Source organism: Streptomyces genisteinicus (assembly GCF_014489615.1).
GTDB classification, from domain to species: domain Bacteria; phylum Actinomycetota; class Actinomycetes; order Streptomycetales; family Streptomycetaceae; genus Streptomyces; species Streptomyces genisteinicus.
In genome coordinates, this window is the sequence record NZ_CP060825.1 from 1,057,035 (window position 1) to 1,082,108 (window position 25,074).

Genomic DNA, 25,074 nt, shown 5'->3' on the forward strand with positions numbered 1-25,074 from the left:
ACCACTCGGGGCCTCCGCCCCTGACCCGCACCACCCGGCGTCCGCGCCGCCCCGGCACGCACCGCACGGGGCGTCGCCCCGCGGGCCGCGGCGTCCTCCTTTCCGGGGAAGCCGCGGCCCGTCAGCGCGTCCACGGCTCCGCGCCTGGGACCCTGCGTCCATGGCGCAGAGGGAACAGCTCGCGGTGCGGACGGTGCGCGGCCCGTCCCCGGTCACCGGCGGCACGGACACGGCTACGCACGACCCGGCACGGACGCCTGCGGGACTCGCCTCCGCGGCCGCGCGGATGCGGGCCGCCGGAACGCGCTGGCCGGCCTCGGACGGCCTGGCCGTCTTCAACCGGGTGTACCTCACGGTCACCGAGGATCTCGCCCGGCGGGTGGCGGGCGGGCACTTCCCCGACCGGCCGGCGGCCGACACCCTCGGCACGGTCTTCGCGGAGAGGTACCTCGCGGTGGCCGAGGGCGGCGGGGACGGATTCCGGCCGCCCGCCTGCTGGCGGCCGCTCCTCCAGTTCCGCGGCCACCCCGGCGTCCGGCCGCTGCAGTTCGCGCTGGCCGGCATCAACGCGCACATCGGGCACGACCTGCCGCTCGCCGTGGTGGACTCCTGCCGGGCGCTGGGCTGCTCCCCGCCCGCGCTGGAGGACGAGTTCGAGCGCGTCGGCGACCTCCTCGTACGCCTGGAGGAACGCGTCCGCGAGGAGCTGATGCCCGGTCCGGACCTGCTTCAGGTGGCCGACCCGCTGACCCATCTGGTGAGCGCCTGGTCGCTGGAGCGCGCCCGGGAGGGCGCCTGGTCCGCCGCGCGGCTGCTGTGGGGGCTGCGGGAGCTGCCCGAGCTGGCCTCGGAGTTCACCGAGCGGCTCGACGCCGGTGTCGGCCTGGTGGGCCGCTGCCTGCTCACTCCGTGCCGGTGACGGGCGACCGGCGGTCCGGCCCGGGGGCGCCCGTCAGTCCTCGGGCAGTTCGACGGGCGCGATGTCGTCGTACACGTCGCCGGGGCCCGGGTTGGTCGGGTCGGTGGCGCCGCCGAACTGGTGCATCACGCCCCAGACGGCGTTGAGCGCGGTCTGCACGGCGCCTTCGGCCCAGCCGGCCGTCCAGGAGATGTCGTCGCCGGCCAGGAAGATGCCCCGCTTGTCCTCGGGCAGCCGGTCCTGCATGAAGTGGGTGAACAGCCGCCGCTGGTAGCGGTAGTGGCCGGGCAGGTTGGCCTTGAAGGCGCCCATGAACCAGGGCTCGTTCTCCCACGAGACCGTGACCGGGTTGCCGATGATGTGGCTGCGGATGTCGACGTCCGGGTAGATCTCGCCCAGCGACTTCAGCATCACCTCCATCCGCTCGTTCGCGGAGAGCGGCAGCCACTTCAGGCTGTCGTCGCACCAGGTGTACGACAGGCAGATGACGGCGGGCTCGTCGGGGCCGCTGTCCAGCAGGTAGGTGCCGCGGGTCATCCGGTCGGTGAGGGTCATCGACATGGTGTCCCGGCCGGTGCGCGCGTCCTTGTCCAGCCAGAACGGCCGGTCGACGGGCACGAACAGCTTGGAGGACTCCATGTAGTGGGTGCGCTCCATCGCCGTCCAGTGGTCGATGGGGAACAGCGCGTCGTCGCAGGCGATCTTCGAGAGCAGCAGCCAGGACTGCGCGGTGAAGACCGCGGCGCGGTAGGTGCGGATGTCGCCGGCCGCGTCGGTGACCGTGATCCGGTTGCCCGCGGTGCGCGTGAGGCGGGTGACGGCGGGGCGCGGGTCGCCGCCGTGGAGCGAGGAGAGCGAGGTGCCCAGCGGCCAGTGCACGATCTTGGCCGGCTCGCGCTCCCACAGGCGCAGCGGAAGCTGCTGACTGCCCTCGACGATGCCGCGGTGGTGGTCGTCCGCCTCCGAGTAGACGACCCGCAGGATCTCCAGGATGGAGTTGGGGAAGTCGGTGTCCCAGCCGCCGGTGCCGAAGCCCACCTGTCCGAAGATCTCGCGGTGGCGGAAGGACGTGAACGCCTCGGAGTCGCAGAGGAAGCCGTAGAACGTCTGGTTGTCGAGCTTCTCGACGAGCTTCGCCCAGATCTCGCGGATGCGCGGGACGTCGCGCTCGCGCATGGCGCGGTTCATGTCGGAGAAGTCCGCGCCCTCCTCCAGGCAGGCGTTCCAGGCGTTCATCACGTCGCGGTAGACCTGCGGCAGGTCGTCGATGGTCTCCGCGTAGTGCGACTCGCCCTTGAGGTCGACGACGGTGGACGGCGTCGAGGGCGCCAGCGGGTTGGGGAAGGGGCGGGTCGTCAGCCCCACGAGGTCGATGTAGTGCTGGAGCGCGGTCGACGACGGCGGGAAGCGCATGGCGCCCATCTCCGCGGTCAGCCCGCCCTCGCAGCCCTCGAACCCGACCGTGCGCAGCCGGCCGCCGATCCGGTCCGCCTCGTACACGACGGGCCTGAGGCCCATCTTCATCAGCTCGTAGGCGGCGACGATGCCGGAGAGTCCGCCGCCGATGACCGCCACCTCGCTGCCGTGCTCGGTCGCGGGTATCTGCCCGATGCCCGCCGGGTGGGCGAGGAAGTCGTCGTAGGCGTAGGGGAAGTCCGGGCCGAACATGGTGATCGGCGGCTGCTCGTCGCTGTGCTGGACGGCGGTGGGGGGCACCGTGGACGTCATGGGGTACGGACTCCTTGCGCGGAACGATGAAGCGGGGAAGCGGGTGGGCGGGGCGGTCAGCTCAGGGAGCCGTAGAGACCGGGGCGGCGGTCGCGCAGATACGGGTTGTTCTCCCGCGAGGCGGCGAGCAGGGCGGGGTCGACCTCGCCCACGACGAGTTCCTCGCCGCGTCCGGCCCGGGTGCGCACCGTGCCGTCGGGGCCGGCGAGCGAGCTCAGCCCGACGAACTCGAACTCGCCCTCGGCGCCGGTCCGGTTGACGTACGCGATGTACAGCTGGCTCTCGAAGGCGCGGACCGGGACCAGTGACTCGGCGACGAACTGGAACGGATGCATCTGCGCGGTGGGCACCAGCAGCAGATCGGTGCCGGCGAGGGCGTGGGCCCGGACGTTCTCCGGGAACTCCACGTCGTAGCAGATGAGGAAGCCGACGCGGACGCCGTCCAGCTCGGCCTGCACGACGGGCCGGTCGCCGGGGGTGAACCACTGCTGCTCGAAGCAGCCGAAGAGGTGGGTCTTGCGGTAGTTGGCCAGGCGGGTGCCGTCGGAGGCGATGAGCTGGGCGGAGTTGTGGACCAGCCCGCCCGCGCGCTCCGGGTAGCCGTAGTGGACCGCGATGCCGTGCCGTGCGGCGAGGGCGGCGACCGCCTGGGCTCCCGGTCCGTCGGCGGCCTCCGCGAGCACGGGAACGTCGTCGCCGATCGCGTAGCCGGTGAGGAACATCTCGGGGGCCACCAGCAGCCGGGCGCCGGCCCGGGCGGCCCGGCCCGCGGCATCGTCGAGCACCTTCAGGTTCGCGGCGACGTCACCGGGGACGCCGGAGCTCTGGAGCAGGGCGGTGCGCAACGGGGGCATGCATGACCTCGGACGACGGTACGGACGAAGGGAGACGTCCAAAACGGTACGGTCCGCCCTCCTGCCGCGACAAGGCGCGTCCGTTGCGCGCCGACGGGCGATCCGTTGCGTCGTCGAGGCCGTTCGCGGCGATTCGTTGCGCGCCCGGGGGCGACGTCGCCGAGGCCCGCCGCGCCCCCGCCGGGACCGGTGCCCGCCGCCCGGTTCAGGCGGGCGCCTCCCCGCGGGAGGGCGCCCGGCGGGGAGGCCGCGGGAGGCCGCCCCGCCCGGCTCAGGCGGGCGAGCCCGACGAGAAGCGCCGCAGCAGCGGCGAGAGCACCAGCACCGACTTGGTCCGCTCGACGAACGGCTCGCCCGCGATCCGCTCCAGCACCCGCTCGAAGTGCCGCATGTCGGAGGTGAAGACCTGCACGAGCGCGTCCGCGTCGCCGGTCACCGTGGACGCGGACACCACCTCGGGGTAGCGCTCCAGTCCGCGCCGGATGTCGTCGGGCGAGGTGTTGTGCCGGCAGAAGATCTCCACGAACCCCTCGGTCTCCCATCCCATCGCCGCCGGGTCCACCCGTACGGTGAAGCCGGTGATGGCCCCCTCGGCGCGGAGCCGGTCGACCCGGCGCTTGACCGCCGGGGCCGAGAGGCCGACGATCTGGCCGATGTCGGCGAAGGAGCGGCGGGCGTCCTCGGCGAGGGCGTGGACGATGCGTTCGTCGAGATCGTTCAGTCGCACTGCGGGCGGATCACTTCTCTGATGGGGCCAGTCGGGAGCGGCGGTAGCCGTAGCTGAAGTAGAACACGAGGCCCACCGCCATCCAGGCACCGAAGACGGCCCAGGTCACGCCCGGCAGGCTGACCATCATCCAGGCGCAGAAGAGGAAGCCGAGCACCGGGGTCACCGGGAAGAGCGCCACCTTGAACGTGCGCGGCATGTCGGGCCGGGTGCGGCGCAGGATGACCACGGCCACGTTGACCAGCGCGAACGCGAAGAGGGTGCCGATGCTGGTGGCGTTGGCCAGCTCGCCCAGCGGGATGAAGGCGGCCAGCGCGCCGCAGAAGAGGGAGACGATCACGGTGTTGGCGCGCGGCGCGCCCGTCCGCGCGTCCACACGGGCGAACACCCTGGGCACCAGACCGTCGCGGGACATCGCGAAGAGGATGCGGGTCTGGCCGTACAGCACGGCGAAGACGACGCTGGCGATGGCGACGACGGCTCCGGCGGCGAGGACGACGCTCCAGAAGCTGTCGCCGGTGACGTCCTGCATGATCCGCGCCAGTGCGGCCTCGGTGCCCTCGAAGTCCTGCCAGGGCATGGCGCCGACGGCGACGAGCGCGACGAGGCAGTAGAGCACGGTGACGATCAGCAGCGAGAGCATGATCGCGCGCGGCAGGTCCCGCTTGGGGTTCTTCGCCTCCTCACCGGCGGTCGACGCCGCGTCGAAGCCGATGTAGGAGAAGAACAGCGTCGCGGCGGCGGCGCTGATGCCGGTGACGCCCAGCGGGGCGAGCGGGGTGTAGTTGCCGGCCTTGATGCCGAGGAAGCCGATGGCGCAGAAGAGCAGCAGCGTCGCGATCTTCACCACGACCATGGCGGTGTTGATGCGGGCGCTCTCCTTCGCTCCGCCCATGAGGAAGACCATGGCGAGCAGCACGACCACCAGCGCGGGCAGGTTGATCAGGCCGCCCTCGCCCAGCGGGGCGGAGACCGACGCGGGGATGGTGACGCCGATCGTCCCGTCGAGCAGTTCGTTCAGGTACTCGCCCCAGCCCACCGCGACGGCGGCGACGGAGACCCCGTACTCGAGGACCAGGCACCAGCCGCAGATCCAGGCGACGAGTTCGCCCATGGTCGCGTACGAGTAGGAGTACGACGAGCCGGAGACCGGGACCGCTCCGGCGAGCTCCGCGTACGACAGGGCCGAGAAGAGCGCGGTGAGCCCCGCGAGCACGAACGACACGGCGACGGCGGGGCCCGCGAGCGGGGTGGCCTCGCCGAGGACCACGAAGATCCCGGTGCCCAGCGTGGCGCCGATGCTGATCATCGTCAGCTGCCACATGGACAGCGAACGGCGCAGCGCACCGCCCTCGCCCAGGCCCCCCTCGGCCACCAGCCGGTCGACGGGCTTGCGCCGCATCAGGCGCGCACCGATCCCCCGGCCCGGCGGGGGCGTGGGGGAGGGATCGGTCGCGGGCGGGGCTGCGCCGTGTTCCAGCACAAGGACTCCTTCATCGCTGCTGTCGGTGAGGGAGACCCACGGCGGCCGGTGCGCATGCCGAAAAGGCCCACGCAGGGGGGACAGACCGCCGAGCAGACGGTCACCGCCACTCCTGGTACGGGGCCCGAGCCTACGAGTACGCAGGTCACGGCCGTAATGCACCATTATTGCTCATCGGCGGACGATTATTGCGCGTCGGCCCGGTACGCGGGGAAACATTGCGCCCGGGTGCGCGGGAACGCCGTTCGGGGTGCGGCGGGCGGCCCGCCGCCGGACGCGGGCGGCGCGGGCGGAATCCGGAGTGATAAACGGCCGGTTGCGGGGTAGACGAGCGGTGATGAACGCACAGCCGCAGCACATGGTGCTCCAGGAATCGCCGCCCGAGGAGTCGGGTGGCGCGGGCGCGCGGAGCGCGACCGCGGAGTTCCTGTCGCAGCACTGCCCGTGGGCCGACCTGGACGCGGTGCTGCTCGTCGTCTCGGAGCTGGTCTCGAACGCGGCCCGCCACACGGCCGGCTGGTGGCGTCTGCGGCTGACCGCCGGATCGGACTCGCTGGTCGTGGAGATCGACGACTCCAGCCCCCAGCTGCCGGTGGCCCGGGAACCGGACCTCGCCGGCGGCGGCGGATTCGGCTGGCACATGGTGCAGCGGCTGGCCGGCCACGTCGAGGTGAGCCTGCAGCCCTACGGCAAGCGGGTCCAGGCGGCGTGGCTGCGTTCCGCCCCGGCTGCCTGCTGAACCGCTTTCGCGTCACCGTCTTCCCCGCGCCGCGTGCGCCCGCGCCCGTCCGCCGACACGCACCCCCGCGCCGTCCGCGCAGTTCCGCTGACGCACACCCCCATGCCGTCCGCGCCCGTGGCCCGTGCACCCGCACGCACCGCTCCGCTCCGGCCGAGGTGCCCCAGGCGGGCGGCGGGCAGGGCGAAGGTCGCGCACGCGCTCCGCTCCGTGCCCGCGGCAGCCCCCGCCAGAACCACAGAAGCGGCGCCCCTGGGAGGGGACGCCGCTTCTGCCGTGGGGGGAACATGGCTCGGGAGGCCGGGGGCGGGGTGTGTCCCCCGGCCGGTGGGAGGTCACTCCACGAGCAGCAGACCCTCGCGCAGCCGCCCGGTGATCCGGGACAGCAGCCGGGAGACGTGCATCTGCGAGACGCCCAGGGCCTCGCCGATCTCGGACTGCGTCATCTCGTCGCCGAAGCGCATCTGGAGGATGCGGCGGTCACGCTCGTCGAGGCCCTCGATCATCGGCTTGAGCGCCTGCACGTTCTCCGCGATCTCCAGGTCCGCGTCGGGGGCGCCGAGACGGTCGGAGAGGGGCACGGCCGCATGGTCGGAGGCGTCGTCCATCGGCATGTCGATCGAGCCGGCCGTGTAGCCGTTGCTCGCGACGACACCCTCGATGACCTCTTCCTCGTCGATCCCGAGGTGCTCGGCGAGCTCCGCCGTGGTCGGCGCGTGGTCGAGCTTCTGGGAGAGCTCGTCCACCGCCTTGGCGAGGTCGATCCGCAGCTCCTGGAGCCTGCGCGGCACATGGACCGCCCAGCTCGTGTCGCGGAAGAAGCGCTTGATCTCGCCCACGATGTACGGGACGGCGAAGGTGGCGAACTCGACCTCGCGGCTGAGCTCGAAGCGGTCGATCGCCTTGATCAGGCCGATGGTGCCGACCTGGACGATGTCCTCCATCTGTTCCGCACGATTGCGGAAGCGCCCGGCGGCGTACTTCACCAGCGCCAGGTTGAGTTCGATGAGGGTGTTGCGGACGTACTGGTACTCGTGGGTCCCCTCCTCGAGGCTGTTCAGCCTCGCGAAGAACACCTTCGAGATCTCGCGTGCGTCCTTCGGTGCAACCTCCCCCGGGTTCTGCACATCCGGAAGGTCGAGCTCCGCCATGCGCGGGCTCTGGGTCCCGGCGGACGTGCGTTCGGTCGGGATCGTGCTGGCCGTGGACACGTTCATCCTCCCCTGGTCCGATGTCACTGCGAAAGCGCGCCTACCCCCGAAGTCTCCGCCCATGCCGACGAATCCCGGAGAATCGCGAATTTATTTTTTCCGGGTCCTCCGCACGGCCCGGGAAGGGGCCGGAACGCCGCCCGCCCGGTCCCCGGCGGTGACGCGCGGGGACCGGGCGGGCGGCTGCGACGGTCCGTCAGCTCCAGCTGGCGTGCAGCGGCTTGCCCTCCGCGTAGCCCGCGGCGCTCTGCACGCCCACGACCGCGTTCTCCGCGAACTCCGCCAGGGAGCCGGCGCCCGCGTAGGTGCAGGAGGACCGGACGCCCGCGATGATCGAGTCGATCAGATCCTCGACACCCGGGCGGACCGGGTCGAGGAACATGCGCGAGTGGGAGATGCCCTCCTCGAACAGGGCCTTGCGGGCGCGGTCGTAGGAGGACTCCTCGCTGGTGCGGTTGCGCACCGCGCGGGCGGAGGCCATGCCGAAGGACTCCTTGTAGAGCCGGCCGTCCGCGGCCTGCTGGAGGTCGCCCGGAGACTCGTGGGTGCCCGCGAACCAGGAGCCGACCATCACGTTGGACGCCCCGGCCGCCAGTGCCATGGCGACGTCGCGCGGGTGGCGGACACCGCCGTCGGCCCAGACGTGCTTGCCGTACTTCTTCGCCTCCGCGGCGCACTCCAGCACGGCGGAGAACTGGGGCCGGCCCACCCCGGTCATCATGCGGGTGGTGCACATGGCGCCCGGTCCCACACCGACCTTGATGATGTCGGCGCCGGCCTCGATCAGGTCGCGGACGCCTTCGGCGGCCACGATGTTGCCCGCCACGATCGGCACCGAGGGGTCGAGGCCCCGCACCGCGCGGACCGCGCTGATCATCGACTCCTGGTGACCGTGCGCGGTGTCCACGACGAGCGTGTCGACGCCCGCGTCGAGCAACTGCTTCGCCTTGCCCGCGACATCGCCGTTGATCCCGACCGCGGCGGCGATCCGGAGCCTGCCCCGGTCGTCGAGCGCGGGCGTGTAGAGAGTGGCGCGCAGCGCGCCCTTGCGCGTCAGCACACCCGCGAGCCGGCCGTCGGAATCGACGGCGGGCGCGTAGCGGCGGTTGGCGTTGTCGAGGGTGGTGAACGCCTCGCGCGGGTCGATCTCCGCGTCGAGCAGCAGCAGGTCGCGGGACATCACCTCGGACAGCTGCGTGAAGCGGTCGACACCGGCGAGGTCGTGGTCGGTGACGATGCCGACGGGACGCCGGTCGGCGTCGACGACGACGCCGGCGCCGTGCGCGCGCTTCGGCAGCAGGGAGAGCGCGTCCGCGACGGTCTGGTGGGGCGCGAGGACGATCGGGGTGTCGAGCACGTGGTGGCGCGACTTGACCCACGAGACGACCTCGGTGACCACCTCGATGGGAATGTCCTGGGGGATCACCACGAGGCCGCCGCGTCGCGCGACGGTCTCGGCCATGCGGCGGCCGGCGATGGCCGTCATGTTGGCGACCACCAGCGGAACGGTCGTGCCCGTGCCGTCGGGGGACGAGAGGTCCACACCCTGACGGGAACCCACGGCCGAACGCCGCGGCACCATGAACACATCGTCGTACGTCAGGTCGTACAGCGGCTTCTGGTCATTGAGAAAACGCACGTGCTGAACATCCCAGTCGATCGGAGTTGGCCCCCCGACGGGCGCAGCCGGAGGAAAACGCACGTACTTCATTCTCCCATGCGGGGGCGGCCGTCAGGCCCCGGCGGAAGCTCCAGTCCCGGCCGCCGGCCAGGAGCGGATCCTCCAAACCCTCCCTCGCACGGGAAACGCCGTGGCCCCTCGGAACCGGTGGTTCCGAGGGGCCACGGGACAGGCGCGGGCGCGCTCCCACCATGCCGTGGGCACCGTCCGCTCAGTCGTCCGGGTCGGCACGCTCCAGCGCCGGCCGCGGCCCCGGGTCCGCCCCGAGCAGCAGATCGGCCGCCGCGGTGTCCGTCACCAGGCTGGTGACCAGTCCGGAGCGGAGGACCGCCCCGATGGCCTCGGCCTTGCGCTGGCCGCCCGCGATGGCCACGACCTCGGGGATCCGCCGCAGCCGGTCGGCCTCGACCGTGATGCAGCGCTCGCCGAGGTCGCGTCCGACGCGGCGTCCGTCGGTGTCGAAGAGGTGCGCGGACATCTCCGCCGCCACGCCCAGCGAGGCGTAGTGGGCGCGCTCCTCGTCGGTGAGCATGTCGTGCACCGTGGAGATGCCCGTCTCCCAGGACCCGATGGAGACGCAGGCGACGGTGACCTTGTCGAAGTACTCGAAGGCCCGTGCGATCCCCGTCTGGTGCCGCAGCGCGGCGGCCGTCGCCGGATCCGGCAGCAGCATCGGCGCGTAGATCGGGTGGGCCTCGCCGCCGGAGACCTGGGCAGCCCGCCGGACCGCCTCGACCGAGCCGCGCTCGGCGGTTCCGGCGTCGTAGACACCGGTGAGCTGGACCACCGTGCAGGGTGGCAGCCGGTCCAGGGCGGCGGCCATGTGGATGGTGGAGCGGCCCCAGGCCAGGCCCAGGACGTCGCCCTCGGCGACCAGCTCGCCGAGCAGGTCGGCGGCCACCTCTCCGAGGTTCTCCGGGTCGGGCGATTCGTCGGCGTCGGCCGGCGACTCGACCACGACGGCGTGCCGCAGCCCGAACCGGGCGCGCAGCGCGTCGGAGCGCTCGGCGTCCAGTTCGGCCGGGACGCGGATCTCGATGCGCACGAGATCGCGTTCCAGTGCCGTCTCCAGGACCCTGGCGACCTTGAAACGGCTGACGCCGAACTCCTCGGCGATCTGGATCTTGGACTTGCCCTCGAGGTAGAAGCGGCGGGCCATGGCCGCCGCCTGCACCAGCTCAGCGGGTCCCATCCGCAGGGCGGACCGTCCCGCCGGCCTAGCAGTCACCGCGTTCTCCTCACTGCTGTACACATGCACACACTCCCCCGGACCCGCCATCCTGTCAGATGGTCCGGTCCTTGATCAGCCCTGCCGGGCCAACATCGGTTGAACAAGCACAGCCGCCGGTGCCCCGGCGTCAGTGGGCGCAGGCCCAGGGCGCCGAGGCGGTCACCGCGGCCGCCTGGTCGCGCAGCATCCGCACGGCGGCGGCCGGGTCGTCCGCGCTGTAGACCGCCGAACCGGCGACGAAGACGTCCGCCCCCGCCTCGGCGCACCGCTCGATGGTGGAGGCCGACACGCCTCCGTCGACCTGGAGCCAGAGCTCCAGCCCGTGCTTGGAGATCAGCTCCCGGGTGCGCCGGATCTTCGGCAGCATGATGTCCAGGAACGCCTGACCGCCGAATCCCGGCTCCACGGTCATGATCAGCAGCATGTCGAGCTCGGAGAGCAGGTCCTCGTACGGCTCGACGGGCGTGGCGGGCTTGAGCGCCATCGACGCCCGCGCCCCCTTCGCCCGGATCTCGCGGGCCAGCCGCACGGGTGCGGCGGCGGCCTCGGCGTGGAAGGTGACCGAACCGGCTCCCGCCTCGACGTACTGCGGCGCCCAGCGGTCCGGGTTCTCGATCATCAGATGGCAGTCCAGCGGGGTCTCCGTGGCCCTGGCCAGCGACTCGACGACGGGCACGCCCAGCGTCAGGTTGGGCACGAAGTGATTGTCCATCACGTCGACGTGGAGCCAGTCGGCTCCCTCGACGGCCTTCGCCTCCTCGGCCAGGCGCGAGAAGTCTGCGGAGAGGATGCTGGGGCTGATCTGTACGGCCATGTGCCAAGCCTGCCACGTTCCGGGCCACTTCCCCTCCCCCGGACGGTATCCGGTATGGACCAGACCCGTACGGGTTCCCGACAGCTCACCGCAATACCGGCCATTCGACCTGGTGCCGGCGTGATCCCGCCGGTGCCGTGCCGGGCACGGCACCGGCGCGGGTGCACCGGCGGGTCGCCACGGGCTCGGCTCCACGGCGCCCCTCGGCATCCGCCGCCCAGGCCCCATGACCCTCGCCTCGCGCCGTACGGCCTCGCGCCCCGTCCGGGAGCCGGCACGGGCGCACGCCGCCCCTCCCGGCGCGCACGGGGCCTGCCGCGACCGGCGCGGTGGTCGTCCCGGCGTCCCCGGTGCCCGCCGGGACCTCCGCCGCGCCGGGGGCGCCTCGGCCGGCCGGCTCCGCGCTCGCCCTCGGCGTGGTGACCGGCACCGCCGCGGTGCGCCCTGCGCCGGGGGCGGCCCCTGCCGCGGGCGGCCGGGCGCGGTGCCCGCACCGGCCGCCGGGGCGGCCCCGGGACGTGGCATGCTCTGCGGAGCGCTCCTGACGGGACATCAGGGCCGCCAGGGCCACCCGGACGCCCCGTCCTCCCGCGGACGCCGAGACGATCCCGGAGCATCATGCGACGACCCACCGCCACCAGGGACGAGATCGACGCCTGGCTGACGGCCCACGGCTGGCACCCGGGCCGGGCCAACGAGCCGCGGAACCTGGCACGGGCCGGTGAACTCCTCGCCCTGCGGGTGCGGGACGCCGCCGCGCAGGGCTTCCCCCTGGAGCCGTGGGACGCCGTGCGGCGGTTCGTGGCGTCCTACGCGGACCTCGCGTTCCCGATGCCCCGTGCCCCGGAGAGGGCGTTCCGGGCGGACCCCTCCTTCGGGTACGCGGGCGACGCCGAGGACATCGCCGGACTCGCGGGCGACCTGGGGCAGCCGCTGTTCCCGGTGGGCTGGGAGACGACCGAGATGGGCCTCGTGCTCCTCGACCGCACCGGACGCTTCTTCTACCTGCACGGCACCGGCCCCTACTTCCTCGGCGGCGACGAGACCGAGGCGCTGTCCAGCCTGATGACCGGTGACCAGGAGGATGCGGAGCACCACTTCACACGGGGGCGGCCGACCCCGTGAGAGGAGGCACCCGGGGTGCGGCGCGGCCCGCGGGGCACCGGCTCAGGGGCCGGCGGCTCCCGGGCTACGCGGTGCGGCGCAGCAGCGCGAGGTACATCGCGTCGGTGCCGTGCAGATGCGGCCACAGCTGCACGTCGGGGCCGTCGCCGAGGGCCGGGACACCCGGCATCAGCGGCCGGGCGTCGATCCACTCGGCGGACACCTGCGGTCCGCCGCGGCCGCGCAGCACGTCGTCCACGACGACCCGGGTCTCCGCGAGGTGCGGCGAGCAGGTGGCGTAGCCGACGACCCCGCCGACGCGCACCGCGCGCAGCGCCTCGCGCAGCAGGCCGCGCTGGAGCGGGGCGAAGCCCTCCAGGTCTTCGGGCCGGCGCCGCCAGCGGGCCTCGGGGCGGCGCCGGAGGGCGCCGAGACCGGAGCAGGGCACGTCGACCAGCACCCGGTCGAAGACGCCCTCCCGCCACGGCGGACGGGTTCCGTCTGCCGCGACCACCTGGTAGGGACCGGGGTTGCCCGCCAGCGCCCGGCCCACCAGCCGGGCGCGGTGCGGCTGCTTCTCCGAGGCGAGGAGCGCGGCGCCGCGTTCCGCGGCAAGCGCGGCGAGCAGCGCCGCCTTGCCGCCCGGGCCGGCGCAGCCGTCGAGCCAGCGCCGGTCGGGGCCTTCGAGGGGCGCGGCCGCCAGGGCCAGCGCCACCAGCTGGCTGCCCTCGTCCTGCACGCCCGCGCGTCCGTCCCGGACGGCCTCGATCGCCCCGGGCTCGCCGCCCTCGGCGAGGCGCACCGCGTACGGGGACCAGCGGCCCGGCAGCACCGACTCCTCGCCCAGCGCGTCCACCAGTTCACCGGGCGTGGTGCGGCCCGGGCGGGCGACCAGCGTGACCTCGGGGCGCTCGTTGTCCGCCTCCAGCAGGTCCTCGATCCCGGCCCGCCCGCCGCCGAGAGCGTCCCAGAGCGCCGAGACCACCCACCGCGGGTGCGAGTGGACGACGGCGAGGTGGTCCTCGGCGTCGTCGTCGTACGGCGGGGCGACGCGTTCCACCCAGGCGTCCAGGTCGTCCTGGGAGATCTTGCGCAGCACGGCGTTGACGAACTTCGCCCGGCCGTCGCCCAGCACCACCCGGGCCAGCTCGACGCTGGCGGAGACCGCCGCGTGCGTGGGGATACGGGTGCCGAGCAGCTGGTGGGCGCCGAGGGCGAGGACGTCGAGGACCGGCGGGTCGACCTCGCGCAGCGGCCGGTCGATGCAGGCCGCGATGATCGCGTCGTAGGTGCCCTGCCGGCGCAGGGTGCCGTAGACGAGCTCGGTGGCGAGCGCCGCGTCACGGCCGTCGAAGTCGCCGTTCTCCCGGGCCTTCTTCAGCAGCGGCGGCAGCACGAGGTTCGCGTACGCGCCCCGTTCGTCGACGGCCCGCAGCGCCTCGAAGGCGAGGATCCGCACCGGATCCTTCTTCGGCTTGCGGTACGGCTTGGGGGGACGGCGACGGGACTGCTCGCTCAAAAGGTGCTCCGCGTTCGTGAGGGCTGACCGCCCCCACCCTACGTCCGGCGCACCGCCCGCCCGTGCCGGGAGCCGCGGCGGCTCAGGCGCCCAGCTTCTCGGACGGGCCGATGCGCACGCCGCGCGCCCAGTCGGCCGCGCGCATCGGCTTCTTGCCCTGCGGCTGCACCCACAGCAGCTCCACGGCGTACGAGCCGGTGCCGGCGTGGACGTGGTTCTTCCCGGCGTCCAGCTCGCCGGGGGCGAGGCCGGTGCGGTCGGGCAGCGGCGTGACGTGGAGGAGCTTGAGGCGCTCCCCGCGGAAGACCGTCCAAGCGCCGGGGGCCGGGGTGCAGCCGCGGACCACGCGGTCGACGCGCAGCGCGGGCGCGGTGAAGTCGACGTGGGCGTCCTCGACCGTGATCTTCGGGGCGAGCGAGACGCCGTCGGCGGGCTGCGGCACCGCGTGCAGGGTGCCGTCCTCGATGCCGTCCATGGTCGCGGCGAGGAGGCCGGCTCCGGCGAACGCCAGGCGGGTGAGCAGGTCTCCGCTGGTGTCGGTGTGCCGGACCTGCTCGGTGATCACGCCGTACACCGGTCCCGAGTCCAGCCCCTCCTCGATCTGGAAGGTCGCGGCGCCCGTCATCTCGTCACCGGCGAGGATCGCGTGCTGCACGGGCGCGGCGCCGCGCCAGGCCGGCAGCAGGGAGAAGTGGAGGTTCACCCAGCCGCGGGCCGGGATGTCGAGGGCGGCCTTGGGCAGCAGGGCGCCGTAGGCGACGACCGGGCAGCAGTCCGGCGCGATCTCGCGCAGCCGCGCGAGGAACGCCTCGTCCCTCGGACGGGCCGGCTTGAGCACCTCGATACCGGCCTCCTCCGCCCGCTGGGCGACCGGGCTCGCGACCAGCCGCCGGCCGCGTCCGGCGGGCGCGTCGGGCCGGGTGACGACGGCGACGACCTCGTGCCGCCCGGAGGCGATCAGGGCGTCCAGGGCGGGAACGGCGACCTCGGGGGTACCTGCGAAGACGAGCCTCATCGGTGACTGACTGCCTCTCGGGATGGAGCGGTGACGCGTGCGGTGACGAGCAGCTCACCAGTCTATGGGGAGGTGCCGCAGGGGGCGTACGGAAGACCGCGCGCCCCGCGCATGTGCGCATACGCCCCGAAGCGTGACCAGATCGGCGGCACGAGCGTTGGTCAAGAGAGATTGACCGAAGCGGGCCGCCCGGACGCGGCCCGGACTCTTTCAACGCCGGTTCGAGAGGCTTGTCGATGGCCGACCACGCAACCCACGACGCCCAAGCCCGGGCGAGTCTGCACCTGTTGGTGCGGGACATCGAGCGGGTCCGCCGCCAGGTGGACGCCCTGCGCACGCTCACCGCCCAGTTGGGCAATGTCTACCGCCCGCGCCGCTCCGGCCCGTCCACGGGCTTCGTCGTCTACGGCAGGGCGCCCGCCCCGACCGTCCGCCTCGCACAGGAACTGCGCGACAGCGTGGAGACGCTGGTGACGGCGGCCGTGGACTTCGACCGCTCGCTGGGCTTCTCCTGGGACGCCGTGGGCTCGGCGCTGGGCGTCACCAAGCAGGCCGTGCACCGGCGTTACGGATCGCGCCGCGCGACGGCCCCGCAGCCGGGGCCCGTCACGGAGGCGGAGCGGCTGCCCGAGAGCACCACCACGCGGACGGTCCCCGGGCCGCTTCCCGCGGTGCCCGCCGCCCGCTCGATGCCGCCCCAGCCGTCGGACCCGCGCCACGGGGCGTTCCCGGGCCCGCGCAACGGCTGACCCCCGTGCGCCCCGGCCCTCCGGCCGGGGCGCACGCGTACCCGCGGCGGGCCGCCGAACCGGCCGCTCGGCGCCCCTCATGACCGGAGGAGCGGCACCGCGTACGCCCGCCGGCCACGGTGCCGTTCCTCCCCGGGTGCTCGCGAGGTGCCGCCCCTCCCCGCGGACGCACCGGCCCACCGCCCCCGGTCGCCGTCCCGTGCGGCGGCGGCGCCCGGCACGCACCCGGGCCCGCCGTACCCGGCCGCCGACAGCGCGCCCGCCCCGCGCACCCGCCCCCGGTCACCCCTACCGGAACACTTGCCGGCTCCCGCCGAGCCCCGGACCGGGGCCCGCACCGAGGGCCCGACCGCCCACCTCGCCCGGAACACGACCCGGACGCCCGACCGGCACGTCCGGCGAGCGCCCCCACCCCGACCGGAACCCGCACCGAAGGCCCGACCGACCGGAACCCGCACCGGAAGCCCGACCACCCGCCCCGACCGGACCTCGACCCGGACACCCGACCGCTCCACCCGGCTCCGGCGCGGCACGCCGCCCTCGGAGGGTGCTCGCGCCCCCTGTCAGCCGATGTCCGGCGGGTCCACGCGGATGCGGACCGGGTCCGTGCCGCCGCGGGCGAGCCGGGAGACCTGAGCCGTCTTGAGGGCCGCGGCCAGCGCCGCTCCGCTGCCCGGCGGCACCCGCAGCAGTGCCCGCTCCCAGCGCTCGCCCACGGGCGGGTCCCCCGGGCGGCGCGGGCCCCGGCCCGGCTCGGTGACCGGGAGCGGGACCGGACCGAGCACCTCCGTGCCCGGCGGCAGCTCCGCGGTGGCGAGGAACTCCGCGACCGCCGCGCCTCTCCCGGTCGCCTCCGCCATCCGCGAGACCGGAGGGAAGCGCAGCTCCGCCCGTTCCGCCAGTTCCCGCAGGGCGTGGCCCACCGGGTCCCAGCGGACGAGCGCCTGCACGGGCCGCAGCGTCGGCTCCGCCACCACGACGACCGTGCCGCCCTCGTCCTGCCCCCGCACCAGGGACGCGGCGGCGATCCAGCGCCGCAGCGCCTCCTCGCCCGCGCGCAGGTCCGGCCGGGTGAGCATGGCCCAGCCGTCGAGCAGCAGGGCGGCCGTGTACCCGCCTTCGGCGACCGGTTCCGCCCCCGGCGTGGAGACGACGAGCGCGGGCCGGCCGGGAACCGTGTCGAGCACATGGTCCCGGCCCGAGGTGCGCACCGGCACGGCCGGGAAGGCGCGCCCCAGCTCCTCCGCCGTGCGCCGCGCGCCGACGATCTGCGCGCGCAGCCGGAAGCCGCCGCACTCCGGGCAGTGCCAGTCGTTCTCCGCGGTGCCGCACCACACGCAGTGCAGTTCGCGCTCGTCCGCCGCGGCGAGCGGCCCGGCGCAGTGGCGGCAGCGGGCCGGGGTGCGGCACCGCTCGCAGGCGAGGCGGGGCGCGTAGCCGCGCCGGGGGACCTGGACGAGCACGGGACCGTCCCGCAGGCCCTCGCGCACCGCCTGCCAGGCGAGACTCGGCAGGCGGGCGGCCCGGGCCGCCTCGTCGCGGGCCAGGTCGTGGTCGCCGACGGTCCGCACCAGCGGGGCGGCGGCCCTGACCCGTGCCCGGTCGGCGACCAGGGGCCGGGCCCAGCCGCTCTCCACGAGCTGCGCCGCCTCGACGGTGCAGCTCGTGCTGCCCAGCAGGAAGGCGCAGTCGTCGTGGGCGGACCGCAGCTCCAGCACTTCGCGGACGTGCGGGAAGGGCGCGTGGTCGTCGCTGTGGCTCGCGTCGCCGTCGTCCCAGACGGCGACCAGGCCGAGGTCCCGGACCGGCGCGAACATGGCGGCGCGGGTGCCGACCACGGCGCGCACCGCTCCCCTGCGCACGGCGAGCCACTGGCCGTACCGCTTCTGCGGCCCCGAGTCGGCGGTGAGCAGGGCGTGGCGTCCCGGACCGAGGAGGGCGGTGAGCGCCTCGTCGACCCGGGCGGCCCGGCGCCCGTCGGGGACGACGACCAGGGCGCCGCGCCCGGAGGCGAGGGTGGCGGCGACGGCCCGCGCCAGTTCCTCCGGCCAGTGCGGGCCGGGGAGGGCCGTCCACACGGCGCGTGGGGTGCGGCCGGCCGCGAGCGACGTCAGGAAGGCGGGTCCGTGCGCGTAGCGGTCCCAGGGCCCGGGGTCGGGAGCGGGCGGTGGCGGCAGCGGATCGGGGGACGGCCGGGCCTCCGCCTTGCCGTTCCGGGGCGGCACGGCGAGCTGGAGGATGTCGGCGAGGCTGCCGGCGTACCGGTCGGCGACCGCTCGGGCGAGGTCGAGCATGCCGGGGCTGAGGACCGGCTCGGGCGAGACGACATGGGCGAGCGCGGCGAGCGGTCCGCTGTAGTCCGACTCGGCCAGCCGCTCGACGAGGAAGCCGTCGATGAGCCCGCCGCCCTCCCGGCGCCCGCCGCGCACCTGGTGGGTGCCGGCTCCGAAGCGGACGCGGACGCGGACCCCGGGCTGGGCGGCGGCGTCGAGTTCCTCGGGTACGGCGTAGTCCCAGAGGCGGTCGAGGTGGAGCACGCCCTTGTCCACCATGACGCGTGCGACGGGCCGGTCCTTCGCCAGCGCGGCCCCGCGCCAGGTGCGCGGCTTGGCTTTCGGCACCTGGGCCCTGCGTACGGTCTCGCGGATGAGCGCAAGCTGCTCCGGCCCGCCGTCCGCGGGCTCCGTCGGCTGCTCGTCGTCGCTGCTCACAGCCAATATTCCTACCAGAGCCCGCCGACACCAAGGCCCGGCCCGGGCACCGGCCGCAACGCCACCGGGCCCCCGGCCGCTGGTGCGGTCGGGGGCCCGGTGCGGGTGCGGCTCAGATGCCGGCCGCCGCGCGGAGCGCTTCGACGCGGTCGGTGCGCTCCCAGGTGAAGTCGGGGAGCTCGCGGCCGAAGTGGCCGTAGGCCGCGGTCTGCGCGTAGATCGGGCGGAGCAGGTCGAGATCGCGGATGATCGCGGCCGGGCGGAGGTCGAAGACCTCGGAGATGGCCTGCTCGATCTTCTCGACGTCGGTGGTGGCGGTTCCGAAGGTCTCGACGAAGAGACCGACCGGCTCCGCCTTGCCGATGGCGTACGCGACCTGGACCTCGCAGCGGGCCGCGAGACCGGCCGCCACGACGTTCTTGGCGACCCAGCGCATGGCGTACGCGGCCGAGCGGTCCACCTTCGACGGGTCCTTGCCGGAGAAGGCGCCGCCGCCGTGGCGGGCCATGCCGCCGTAGGTGTCGATGATGATCTTGCGGCCGGTGAGGCCGGCGTCGCCCATCGGGCCGCCGATCTCGAAGCGCCCGGTCGGGTTGACCAGCAGCCGGTAGCCGTCGGTGTCCAGCTTGATGCCGTCCTCGACGAGCTGCTTCAGCACGTGCTCGACGACGAACTCGCGGATGTCGGGCGCGAGCAGCGAGTCCAGGTCGATGTCGGACGCGTGCTGCGACGACACCACCACGGTGTCGAGGCGGACCGCCTTGTCGCCGTCGTACTCGATGGTGACCTGCGTCTTGCCGTCCGGGCGCAGGTAGGGGATGGTCCCGTTCTTGCGGACCTCGGACAGCCGGCGGGAGAGCCGGTGGGCCAGGTGGATCGGCAGCGGCATCAGCTCGGGCGTCTCGTCGCACGCGTACCCGAACATCAGGCCCTGGTCGCCCGCGCCCTGCTTGTCGAGCTCGTCCTCGTCGCCCTCGACGCGCTTCTCGTACGCCGTGTCGACGCCCTGCGCGATGTCCGGGGACTGGGAGCCGATGGACACCGAGACGCCGCAGGAGGCGCCGTCGAAGCCCTTCTTCGACGAGTCGTAGCCGATCTCGAGGATCTTGTTGCGCACGAGGGTCGGAATGTCCGCCCAGGCCTTGGTGGTCACCTCGCCGGCGACGTGCACGAGGCCCGTGGTGATCAGGGTCTCGACGGCGACCCGGGAGGTCGGGTCCTCCGTGAGCAGGGCGTCGAGGATCGTGTCGCTGATCTGGTCGGCGATCTTGTCGGGGTGGCCCTCGGTCACGGACTCCGAGGTGAAGAGACGGCGGGACACATCGCTCCCTGGGGTTGCAGCGGCTGCTGGCTGATCATTGAACGGATCGGCAGGGGGCTGCGCCCCGCGACGTTCCGCGGACCAGTTTATCGGTCGCGTTCCGCAGCCGGACAACCCGTCTCGCAGCGTGGGAGCCCCCTGACCTGTGGTCCATGACCGAGACGGTACGACCATAGCGCCTGCGAGCGGAGTGATTCGCCACATTTGGCGGGTTTTACCTGGGTGCTGTTCTTCACCCGGGGGTCGCCGAGAGTTCGCCGGGCCGGGCGGGGAGCCCGGCCCGGGCCATGAGCTGTCTCACACCGCGGGACGCGGCGGGGCCGCGGCGTCCCGCGGAGCCTGCCCTCCGGTCAGCGGCCGGCCCGGTCCACCCGGGCTTCGACGAGGTCCCAGACGATGTCGGCGAGGGCTTCCTTCGGGCCGTGCGGCACCGGTGTCTCGGCGCCGTCGGCGGCGAGGACGACGGCCTCGTTCTCCTCGGAGCCGAAGGTCCGGCGCTCCCCCACCTCGTTCACGACGAGCAGATCGCAGCCCTTGCGGCGCAGCTTGTCGCGTCCGTTGGCGAGGACGTCGTCCGTCTCGGCGGCGAAGCCGACGACCACCTGGCCGGTGCGGGCGCGGTCGGCGGAGATCTCCGCGAGGATGTCCGGGTTGCGGACGAGGGTGACCGCGGGGGCCTCCACGCCGTCCTTCTTCTTGATCTTGCCGGTGGCGTACTCGGCGGGACGGAAATCGGCCACGGCCGCGGCCATGACGACGGCGTCGGCCTCCGCAGCCGCCTTCAGCACCGCCTCGCGGAGCTGCACCGCGGTCCCGACGTGCACCACGTCGACCCCCGCCGGGTCGGGCAGGCCGGTGTTGGCCTCGACCAGGGTGACCCGGGCGCCGCGCGCGGCCGCGGTACGGGCCAGGGCGTACCCCTGCTTGCCCGAGGAGCGGTTGCCGAGGAACCGCACCGGGTCCAGCGGCTCGCGGGTGCCGCCGGCGCTGACCACCACATGGAGTCCGCCGAGGTCGGGGGCGGCCGTGCCGCGGGCGAGGACCCGGCGGCAGACCTCGAAGATCTCGCCCGGGTCGGGCAGCCGGCCCTTGCCGGTGTCCACGCCGGTGAGCCGGCCGACGGCGGGCTCGACGACCACGGCGCCGCGGCGGCGCAGTGTGGCGACGTTCTCCCGGGTGGCCGGGTGCTCCCACATCTCGGTGTGCATCGCGGGGGCGAAGACCACCGGACAGCGGGCCGTGAGCAGGGTGTTGGTGAGCAGGTCGTCGGCGAGCCCGTGCGCCGCCCTGGCCAGCGTGTCCGCCGTGGCGGGGGCCACCACCACGAGGTCGGCGTGCTGGCCGATGCGCACGTGGGGGACCTCGTGGACGTCGTTCCAGACCTCGGTGGAGACGGGGTTGCCGGAGAGCGCCGACCAGGTGGCCGCCCCCACGAAGTTCAGGGCGGACGCGGTGGGCACCACCCGCACGTCGTGCCCGGACTCGGTCAGCCTGCGCAGCAGTTCGCACGCCTTGTAGGCGGCGATGCCCCCGCTGACCCCCAGAACCACCTTCGGCTTGTCCACTGCCTCTCCCCGCACTCGGATGCGCTACGTGTCCATGCTGCACCACCCCGCGCGGGGCGTCCCCGCCCGGGGCACGCCACAGGCCCGGCGGAGGATCCGCCGGGCCTGTGGCCGAGAACGTGGTGCGCCTACTGGGCCGGGCCCTCGATGGCCTCGGAGGTCAGCAGTCCCGCGTTGATCTCACGCAGGGCGATCGAGAGCGGCTTCTCGTGGACGTGGGTGTCCACCAGGGGGCCGACGTACTCCAGCAGGCCCTCACCGAGCTGCGAGTAGTACGCGTTGATCTGACGCGCGCGCTTGGCCGCGTAGATCACGAGGCTGTACTTCGAGTCAGTGGCCTCGAGCAGCTCGTCGATCGGCGGGTTGATGATGCCCTCGGGCGCGGTGATGGAAGAGGACACTCTCTAGCCTTCCGAAGAACGTGCACAAAAGATTCGGACAAAAGATCAAACAACTGCCATCAAGGCTAGCAGCTCGCGGGCCACGCCTTCGACGGAGGTGTTGACCAGGGTGGTGTCGAACTCCGCCTCCGCGGCGAGCTCGACCTTGGCCGCCCCGAGGCGCCGCTCGATCACCTCGGCGGACTCGGTGCCGCGGCCGGTGAGCCTGCGGACCAGTTCCTCCCAGCTCGGCGGCGCGAGGAAGACCAGCTGCGAGTCCGGCATGGACTCCTTGACCTGGCGGGCGCCCTGGAGGTCGATCTCCAGGAGCACGGGCTCACCCGCTTCGAGGCGCTCCAGGACCGCACGGCGCGGCGTGCCGTAGCGGTTGCCCGCGAACTCGGCCCACTCCAGCAGCTCGCCGTTGGCGATCAGCTTGTCGAACTCGTCGTCGCCGACGAAGAAGTACTGGACACCGTGCTTCTCGCCGGGACGCGGCTTGCGGGTCGTGGCCGACACCGAGAGCCACACGTCGGGGTGGACCTTGCGCATATGCGCGACGACCGTGCTCTTGCCGACCCCCGAAGGGCCGGAGAGCACGGTCAGCCGCGGACGTACCTCTGCTGCCATGAAGCGATTATCCAGCTTCCCGGGAGTGCCTCGTGCCGCGCCCGGCGGAGCCGGCCGGGCGGCGGGCGCCGGCCGCTTCCGCGGACCGGGCCGCCCACCGGCCGGTGTGCCGGGCGGGGCACCAGGGGCGTCAGGCGGCGCCGCCGCCGAACTCCCGCTCCAGGGAGGCGATCTGGTTGGAGCCGAGGCCGCGCACGCGGCGGCTCTCGGAGATGCCGAGCCGCTCCATGATCTGCTTGGCGCGGACCTTGCCCACGCCGGGCAGGGACTCCAGGAGGGCCGAGACCTTCATCTTCCCGATGACGTCGTTCTCCTGGCCCTGCTTGATGACCTCGTGGAGGGAGGCGCCGGAGTGCTTGAGTCGATTCTTGACCTCGGCCCGCTCCCGGCGAGCCGCGGCGGCCTTTTCGAGCGCGGCTGCGCGCTGTTCAGGGGTAAGGGGCGGAAGAGCCACGCCTACGTCACCTCGGATGTCGAACTGTCGGATACGGACCGGTGGGGACCGAAGACGGTCCCGCACCCGGTGAGCGTCGAACAGTGCAGTTCACCGCCCTGCTCGCGCGCTCTGGGACGGAGACTAGCGGCCAACACGGCTCCAGTCAGCGAGAACGGACGAAAAGTCCTGGTCAGCATCGACCGACCAGGACTTTTCAGACGAAACGACCGACATTTCCGTGAAGAAAATGTCAAGGCCGGGCCCGGAGGCACCTTCGCCGCTGCTCAGACCCCCGCCGAGGCCACGGCCTCGCGGACCTCGTCGGCGAAGCGGTCGGCGGCGGACCGCAGCGCCGCGGCGTCCGGTCCGTGCCGCAGGACCCCGCGGCTGACGCTCGGCACCACGTTGCCCACCGCCGCGCCGAAGACCCGGGGAAGGTCGGCCGGGGTCGCCCCCTGGGCCCCGATGCCGGGGGCGAGCAGCGGACCGTTGATCGCGAGGTCGACGCCCGCGTCCCCGAGGGTGGCGCCGACGACCGCGCCGACCGACCCGAGCGGGTCGGCCCCCTCGTTCTCCGCCGCCATGTGCCGCAGCATCACCGCGGCGAGCGAGGACCCGTCCGCGGCCGTGGCGCGCTGCACCTCGGCGCCCTCCGGGTTGGAGGTCAGCGCGAGGACGAAGACCCCGCTGCCGCTCAGCACGGCCTGGTCCAGGGCGGGCCGCAGCGATCCGAAGCCGAGGTACGGGGAGACGGTGACGGCGTCCGAGAAGAGCGGCGAGTCCTTGCGCAGGAAGGTCTCCGCGTAGGCGCCCATGGTGGAGCCGATGTCGCCGCGCTTGGCGTCCATCAGCACCAGGGCGCCGGCCGCGCGGGCCTCCTCGACGGCCTTCTCCAGGACGGCGATGCCCCGGGAGCCGAAGCGCTCGAAGAAGGCGGACTGGGGCTTGAGGACGGCCACCCGGTCGGCGAGGGCCTCCACGGCGGTGCGGGTGAACCGCTCCAGGCCGGCGACGTCGTCGGCGAGGCCCCAGGCGGTGAGCAGCGAGGCGTGCGGGTCGATGCCGACGCAGAGCGGCCCGCGGGTGTCCATGGCGTGGCGCAGACGGGTGCCGAACGGTTCCAGGGGGCTCATGCGGTGGCTGCCTTCCGTGTCTCGGCGCCGACGGCCTCGGCGAGGGTGGCGTACGGGCTGGCCGCGAGGCGTGCGGCGAGGCCCTTGTGGATCGCCCGGGCGTAGAACGGGCCCTCGTACACGAAGGCGCTGTAGCCCTGGACGAGGGTGGCCCCGGCGAGGATGCGCTGCCAGGCGTCCTCGGCGTTCTCGACGCCGCCGACGCCGACGAGGGTGATGCGGTCGCCGACGCGGGCGTACAGGCGGCGCAGCACCTCCAGGGAGCGGGCCTTGACGGGGGCGCCGGAGAGGCCGCCGGTCTCCGCCACGACGCCGGGCGGCGAGGTCAGGCCGAGACCTTCGCGGGCGATGGTGGTGTTGGTGGCGATGATGCCGTCCAGGCCGAGTTCGAGCGCCAGATCGGCCACCGCGTCGACGTCCTCGTCGGCGAGGTCGGGGGCGATCTTGACGAGCAGCGGCACCCGGCGGCCGGTGACGGTGCGGTCGGCGGCCTCGCGCACGGCGGTGAGCAGCGGGCGCAGCGACTCGGTGGCCTGGAGGTTGCGCAGGCCGGGGGTGTTGGGCGAGGAGACGTTGACGACGAGGTAGTCGGCGTGGCGGGCCAGGCGCTCGGTGGAGGCGACGTAGTCGGCGACGGCCTCCTCCTCGGGGACGGTCTTCGTCTTGCCGATGTTGACGCCGAGGGTGGTGCGGAAGACCTCGCGGCGGGCCGCCAGGCGCGCGGCGACGGCGGCGGAGCCCTCGTTGTTGAAGCCCATCCGGTTGATCAGGGCGCGGTCCGGCACCAGCCGGAAGAGGCGCTTCCTGGGGTTGCCCGGCTGGGGCTCGGCGGTGACGGTGCCGATCTCGACGTGGTCGAAGCCGAGCATCGCCATGCCGTCGACGGCCTGGGCGTTCTTGTCGAAGCCGGCCGCGAGGCCGAACGGCCCGTGCATCCGCAGGCCGAGCGCCTCGGTGCGCAGTTCCTCGTACCGGGGGGCGAGCACCGCGGCGGCGAAGGTCCGCAGTACGGGGACGCGGGCGGCGAGGCGGATCCAGCGGAAGGCGAGGTGGTGGGCCTTCTCGGGGTCCATCCGGGTGAAGACCAGGGCGAAGAAGAGTTTGTACACGGTGGTGTCCTCATG

The 25,074-nt window shown here is 73.6% G+C and carries 22 protein-coding genes; 4 read left to right on the forward strand and 18 right to left on the reverse strand.

The window, feature by feature from the left end; translation table 11 throughout:
• The first annotated feature begins 160 nt into the window (after positions 1–160).
• Entirely contained in the window at positions 161–919 is a 759-nt protein-coding gene (locus tag IAG43_RS04620) for a DUF5995 family protein (protein WP_187739480.1), read from the forward strand.
• A 33-nt stretch (positions 920–952) separates the two neighbouring features.
• Here IAG43_RS04620 and IAG43_RS04625 read toward each other — a convergent pair whose 3' ends face one another.
• The 4 genes from IAG43_RS04625 to IAG43_RS04640 all read right to left on the reverse strand — a co-directional run bounded on the left by IAG43_RS04625 (position 953) and on the right by IAG43_RS04640 (position 5,711).
• Positions 953–2,647 (reverse strand): flavin monoamine oxidase family protein, encoded by a 1,695-nt coding sequence (locus IAG43_RS04625; RefSeq protein ID WP_187739481.1) that lies wholly within the window; start codon positions 2,645–2,647, stop codon positions 953–955.
• Between the two features lie 56 nt (positions 2,648–2,703).
• A complete protein-coding gene (locus IAG43_RS04630) occupies positions 2,704–3,501 on the reverse strand; it encodes a carbon-nitrogen hydrolase family protein (protein ID WP_187739482.1) in 798 nt (265 codons plus the stop codon).
• A gap of 271 nt (positions 3,502–3,772) precedes the next feature.
• Entirely contained in the window at positions 3,773–4,228 is a 456-nt protein-coding gene (locus IAG43_RS04635) for an Lrp/AsnC family transcriptional regulator (RefSeq protein WP_187739483.1), read from the reverse strand.
• A gap of 10 nt (positions 4,229–4,238) precedes the next feature.
• Entirely contained in the window at positions 4,239–5,711 is a 1,473-nt protein-coding gene (locus tag IAG43_RS04640; protein ID WP_187739484.1) for an amino acid transporter, read from the reverse strand.
• A gap of 337 nt (positions 5,712–6,048) precedes the next feature.
• Here IAG43_RS04640 and IAG43_RS04645 point away from each other — a divergent pair, with 337 nt between their 5' ends.
• Positions 6,049–6,450, forward strand: a complete 402-nt coding sequence (locus tag IAG43_RS04645; RefSeq protein ID WP_187739485.1) for an ATP-binding protein — start codon at positions 6,049–6,051, stop codon at positions 6,448–6,450.
• Positions 6,451–6,785: 335 nt separating this feature from the next.
• Here IAG43_RS04645 and IAG43_RS04650 read toward each other — a convergent pair whose 3' ends face one another.
• The 4 genes from IAG43_RS04650 to rpe all read right to left on the reverse strand — a co-directional run bounded on the left by IAG43_RS04650 (position 6,786) and on the right by rpe (position 11,387).
• On the reverse strand, positions 6,786–7,661 hold the full coding sequence (locus IAG43_RS04650; protein ID WP_187739486.1) for an RNA polymerase sigma factor SigF: 876 nt from the start codon (positions 7,659–7,661) through the stop codon (positions 6,786–6,788).
• Between the two features lie 196 nt (positions 7,662–7,857).
• Positions 7,858–9,300 (reverse strand): GuaB1 family IMP dehydrogenase-related protein, encoded by a 1,443-nt coding sequence (locus IAG43_RS04655; RefSeq protein ID WP_187739487.1) that lies wholly within the window; start codon positions 9,298–9,300, stop codon positions 7,858–7,860.
• 253 nt (positions 9,301–9,553) lie between these two features.
• Positions 9,554–10,594, reverse strand: coding sequence for a sugar-binding transcriptional regulator (locus IAG43_RS04660; RefSeq protein ID WP_187739488.1), 1,041 nt, complete (start codon positions 10,592–10,594; stop codon positions 9,554–9,556).
• 106 nt (positions 10,595–10,700) lie between these two features.
• Positions 10,701–11,387, reverse strand: a complete 687-nt coding sequence (rpe, locus tag IAG43_RS04665; RefSeq protein ID WP_187739489.1) for a ribulose-phosphate 3-epimerase — start codon at positions 11,385–11,387, stop codon at positions 10,701–10,703.
• Between the two features lie 618 nt (positions 11,388–12,005).
• Here rpe and IAG43_RS04670 point away from each other — a divergent pair.
• Positions 12,006–12,512 (forward strand): SUKH-3 domain-containing protein, encoded by a 507-nt coding sequence (locus tag IAG43_RS04670; RefSeq protein ID WP_187739490.1) that lies wholly within the window; start codon positions 12,006–12,008, stop codon positions 12,510–12,512.
• 64 nt (positions 12,513–12,576) lie between these two features.
• Here the strand turns inward: IAG43_RS04670 and IAG43_RS04675 are convergent, their stop codons facing one another.
• Positions 12,577–14,010: an RsmB/NOP family class I SAM-dependent RNA methyltransferase gene (locus IAG43_RS04675; RefSeq protein WP_187739491.1), complete on the reverse strand. Its 1,434-nt coding sequence runs from the start codon at positions 14,008–14,010 to the stop codon at positions 12,577–12,579.
• Between the two features lie 82 nt (positions 14,011–14,092).
• Positions 14,093–15,025 carry a methionyl-tRNA formyltransferase gene (gene fmt / locus IAG43_RS04680; RefSeq protein WP_187739492.1) on the reverse strand — a complete coding sequence of 311 codons (933 nt, stop codon included), beginning with the start codon at positions 15,023–15,025 and terminating at the stop codon, positions 14,093–14,095.
• Between the two features lie 236 nt (positions 15,026–15,261).
• Between fmt and IAG43_RS04685 the strand changes: the two genes are divergently transcribed.
• The gene (locus IAG43_RS04685; RefSeq protein ID WP_187739493.1) at positions 15,262–15,774 is read left to right on the forward strand and encodes a hypothetical protein; all 513 of its coding nucleotides are present in this window, start codon (positions 15,262–15,264) and stop codon (positions 15,772–15,774) included.
• A 563-nt stretch (positions 15,775–16,337) separates the two neighbouring features.
• Here IAG43_RS04685 and IAG43_RS04690 read toward each other — a convergent pair.
• The 8 genes from IAG43_RS04690 to IAG43_RS04725 all read right to left on the reverse strand — a co-directional run bounded on the left by IAG43_RS04690 (position 16,338) and on the right by IAG43_RS04725 (position 25,059).
• Positions 16,338–18,485 (reverse strand): primosomal protein N', encoded by a 2,148-nt coding sequence (locus tag IAG43_RS04690; protein WP_187739494.1) that lies wholly within the window; start codon positions 18,483–18,485, stop codon positions 16,338–16,340.
• Positions 18,486–18,597: 112 nt separating this feature from the next.
• Positions 18,598–19,806, reverse strand: coding sequence for a methionine adenosyltransferase (gene metK / locus IAG43_RS04695; RefSeq protein ID WP_187739495.1), 1,209 nt, complete (start codon positions 19,804–19,806; stop codon positions 18,598–18,600).
• Between the two features lie 350 nt (positions 19,807–20,156).
• Complete coding sequence (coaBC, locus tag IAG43_RS04700) at positions 20,157–21,371, reverse strand: bifunctional phosphopantothenoylcysteine decarboxylase/phosphopantothenate--cysteine ligase CoaBC (RefSeq protein WP_187739496.1); 1,215 nt, start codon at positions 21,369–21,371, stop codon at positions 20,157–20,159.
• 128 nt (positions 21,372–21,499) lie between these two features.
• Positions 21,500–21,772, reverse strand: a complete 273-nt coding sequence (gene rpoZ, locus IAG43_RS04705) for a DNA-directed RNA polymerase subunit omega (protein ID WP_005319902.1) — start codon at positions 21,770–21,772, stop codon at positions 21,500–21,502.
• A 45-nt stretch (positions 21,773–21,817) separates the two neighbouring features.
• Positions 21,818–22,381, reverse strand: coding sequence for a guanylate kinase (gmk, locus tag IAG43_RS04710; protein ID WP_187739497.1), 564 nt, complete (start codon positions 22,379–22,381; stop codon positions 21,818–21,820).
• Positions 22,382–22,511: 130 nt separating this feature from the next.
• Complete coding sequence (locus tag IAG43_RS04715) at positions 22,512–22,835, reverse strand: integration host factor (RefSeq protein WP_005319887.1); 324 nt, start codon at positions 22,833–22,835, stop codon at positions 22,512–22,514.
• Between the two features lie 266 nt (positions 22,836–23,101).
• Positions 23,102–23,950 carry an orotidine-5'-phosphate decarboxylase gene (pyrF, locus tag IAG43_RS04720; RefSeq protein WP_187739498.1) on the reverse strand — a complete coding sequence of 283 codons (849 nt, stop codon included), beginning with the start codon at positions 23,948–23,950 and terminating at the stop codon, positions 23,102–23,104.
• On the reverse strand, positions 23,947–25,059 hold the full coding sequence (locus tag IAG43_RS04725) for a quinone-dependent dihydroorotate dehydrogenase (RefSeq protein ID WP_187739499.1): 1,113 nt from the start codon (positions 25,057–25,059) through the stop codon (positions 23,947–23,949). The genes pyrF and IAG43_RS04725 overlap by 4 nt, the downstream gene beginning before the upstream one ends.
• Positions 25,060–25,074: the final 15 nt, after the last annotated feature.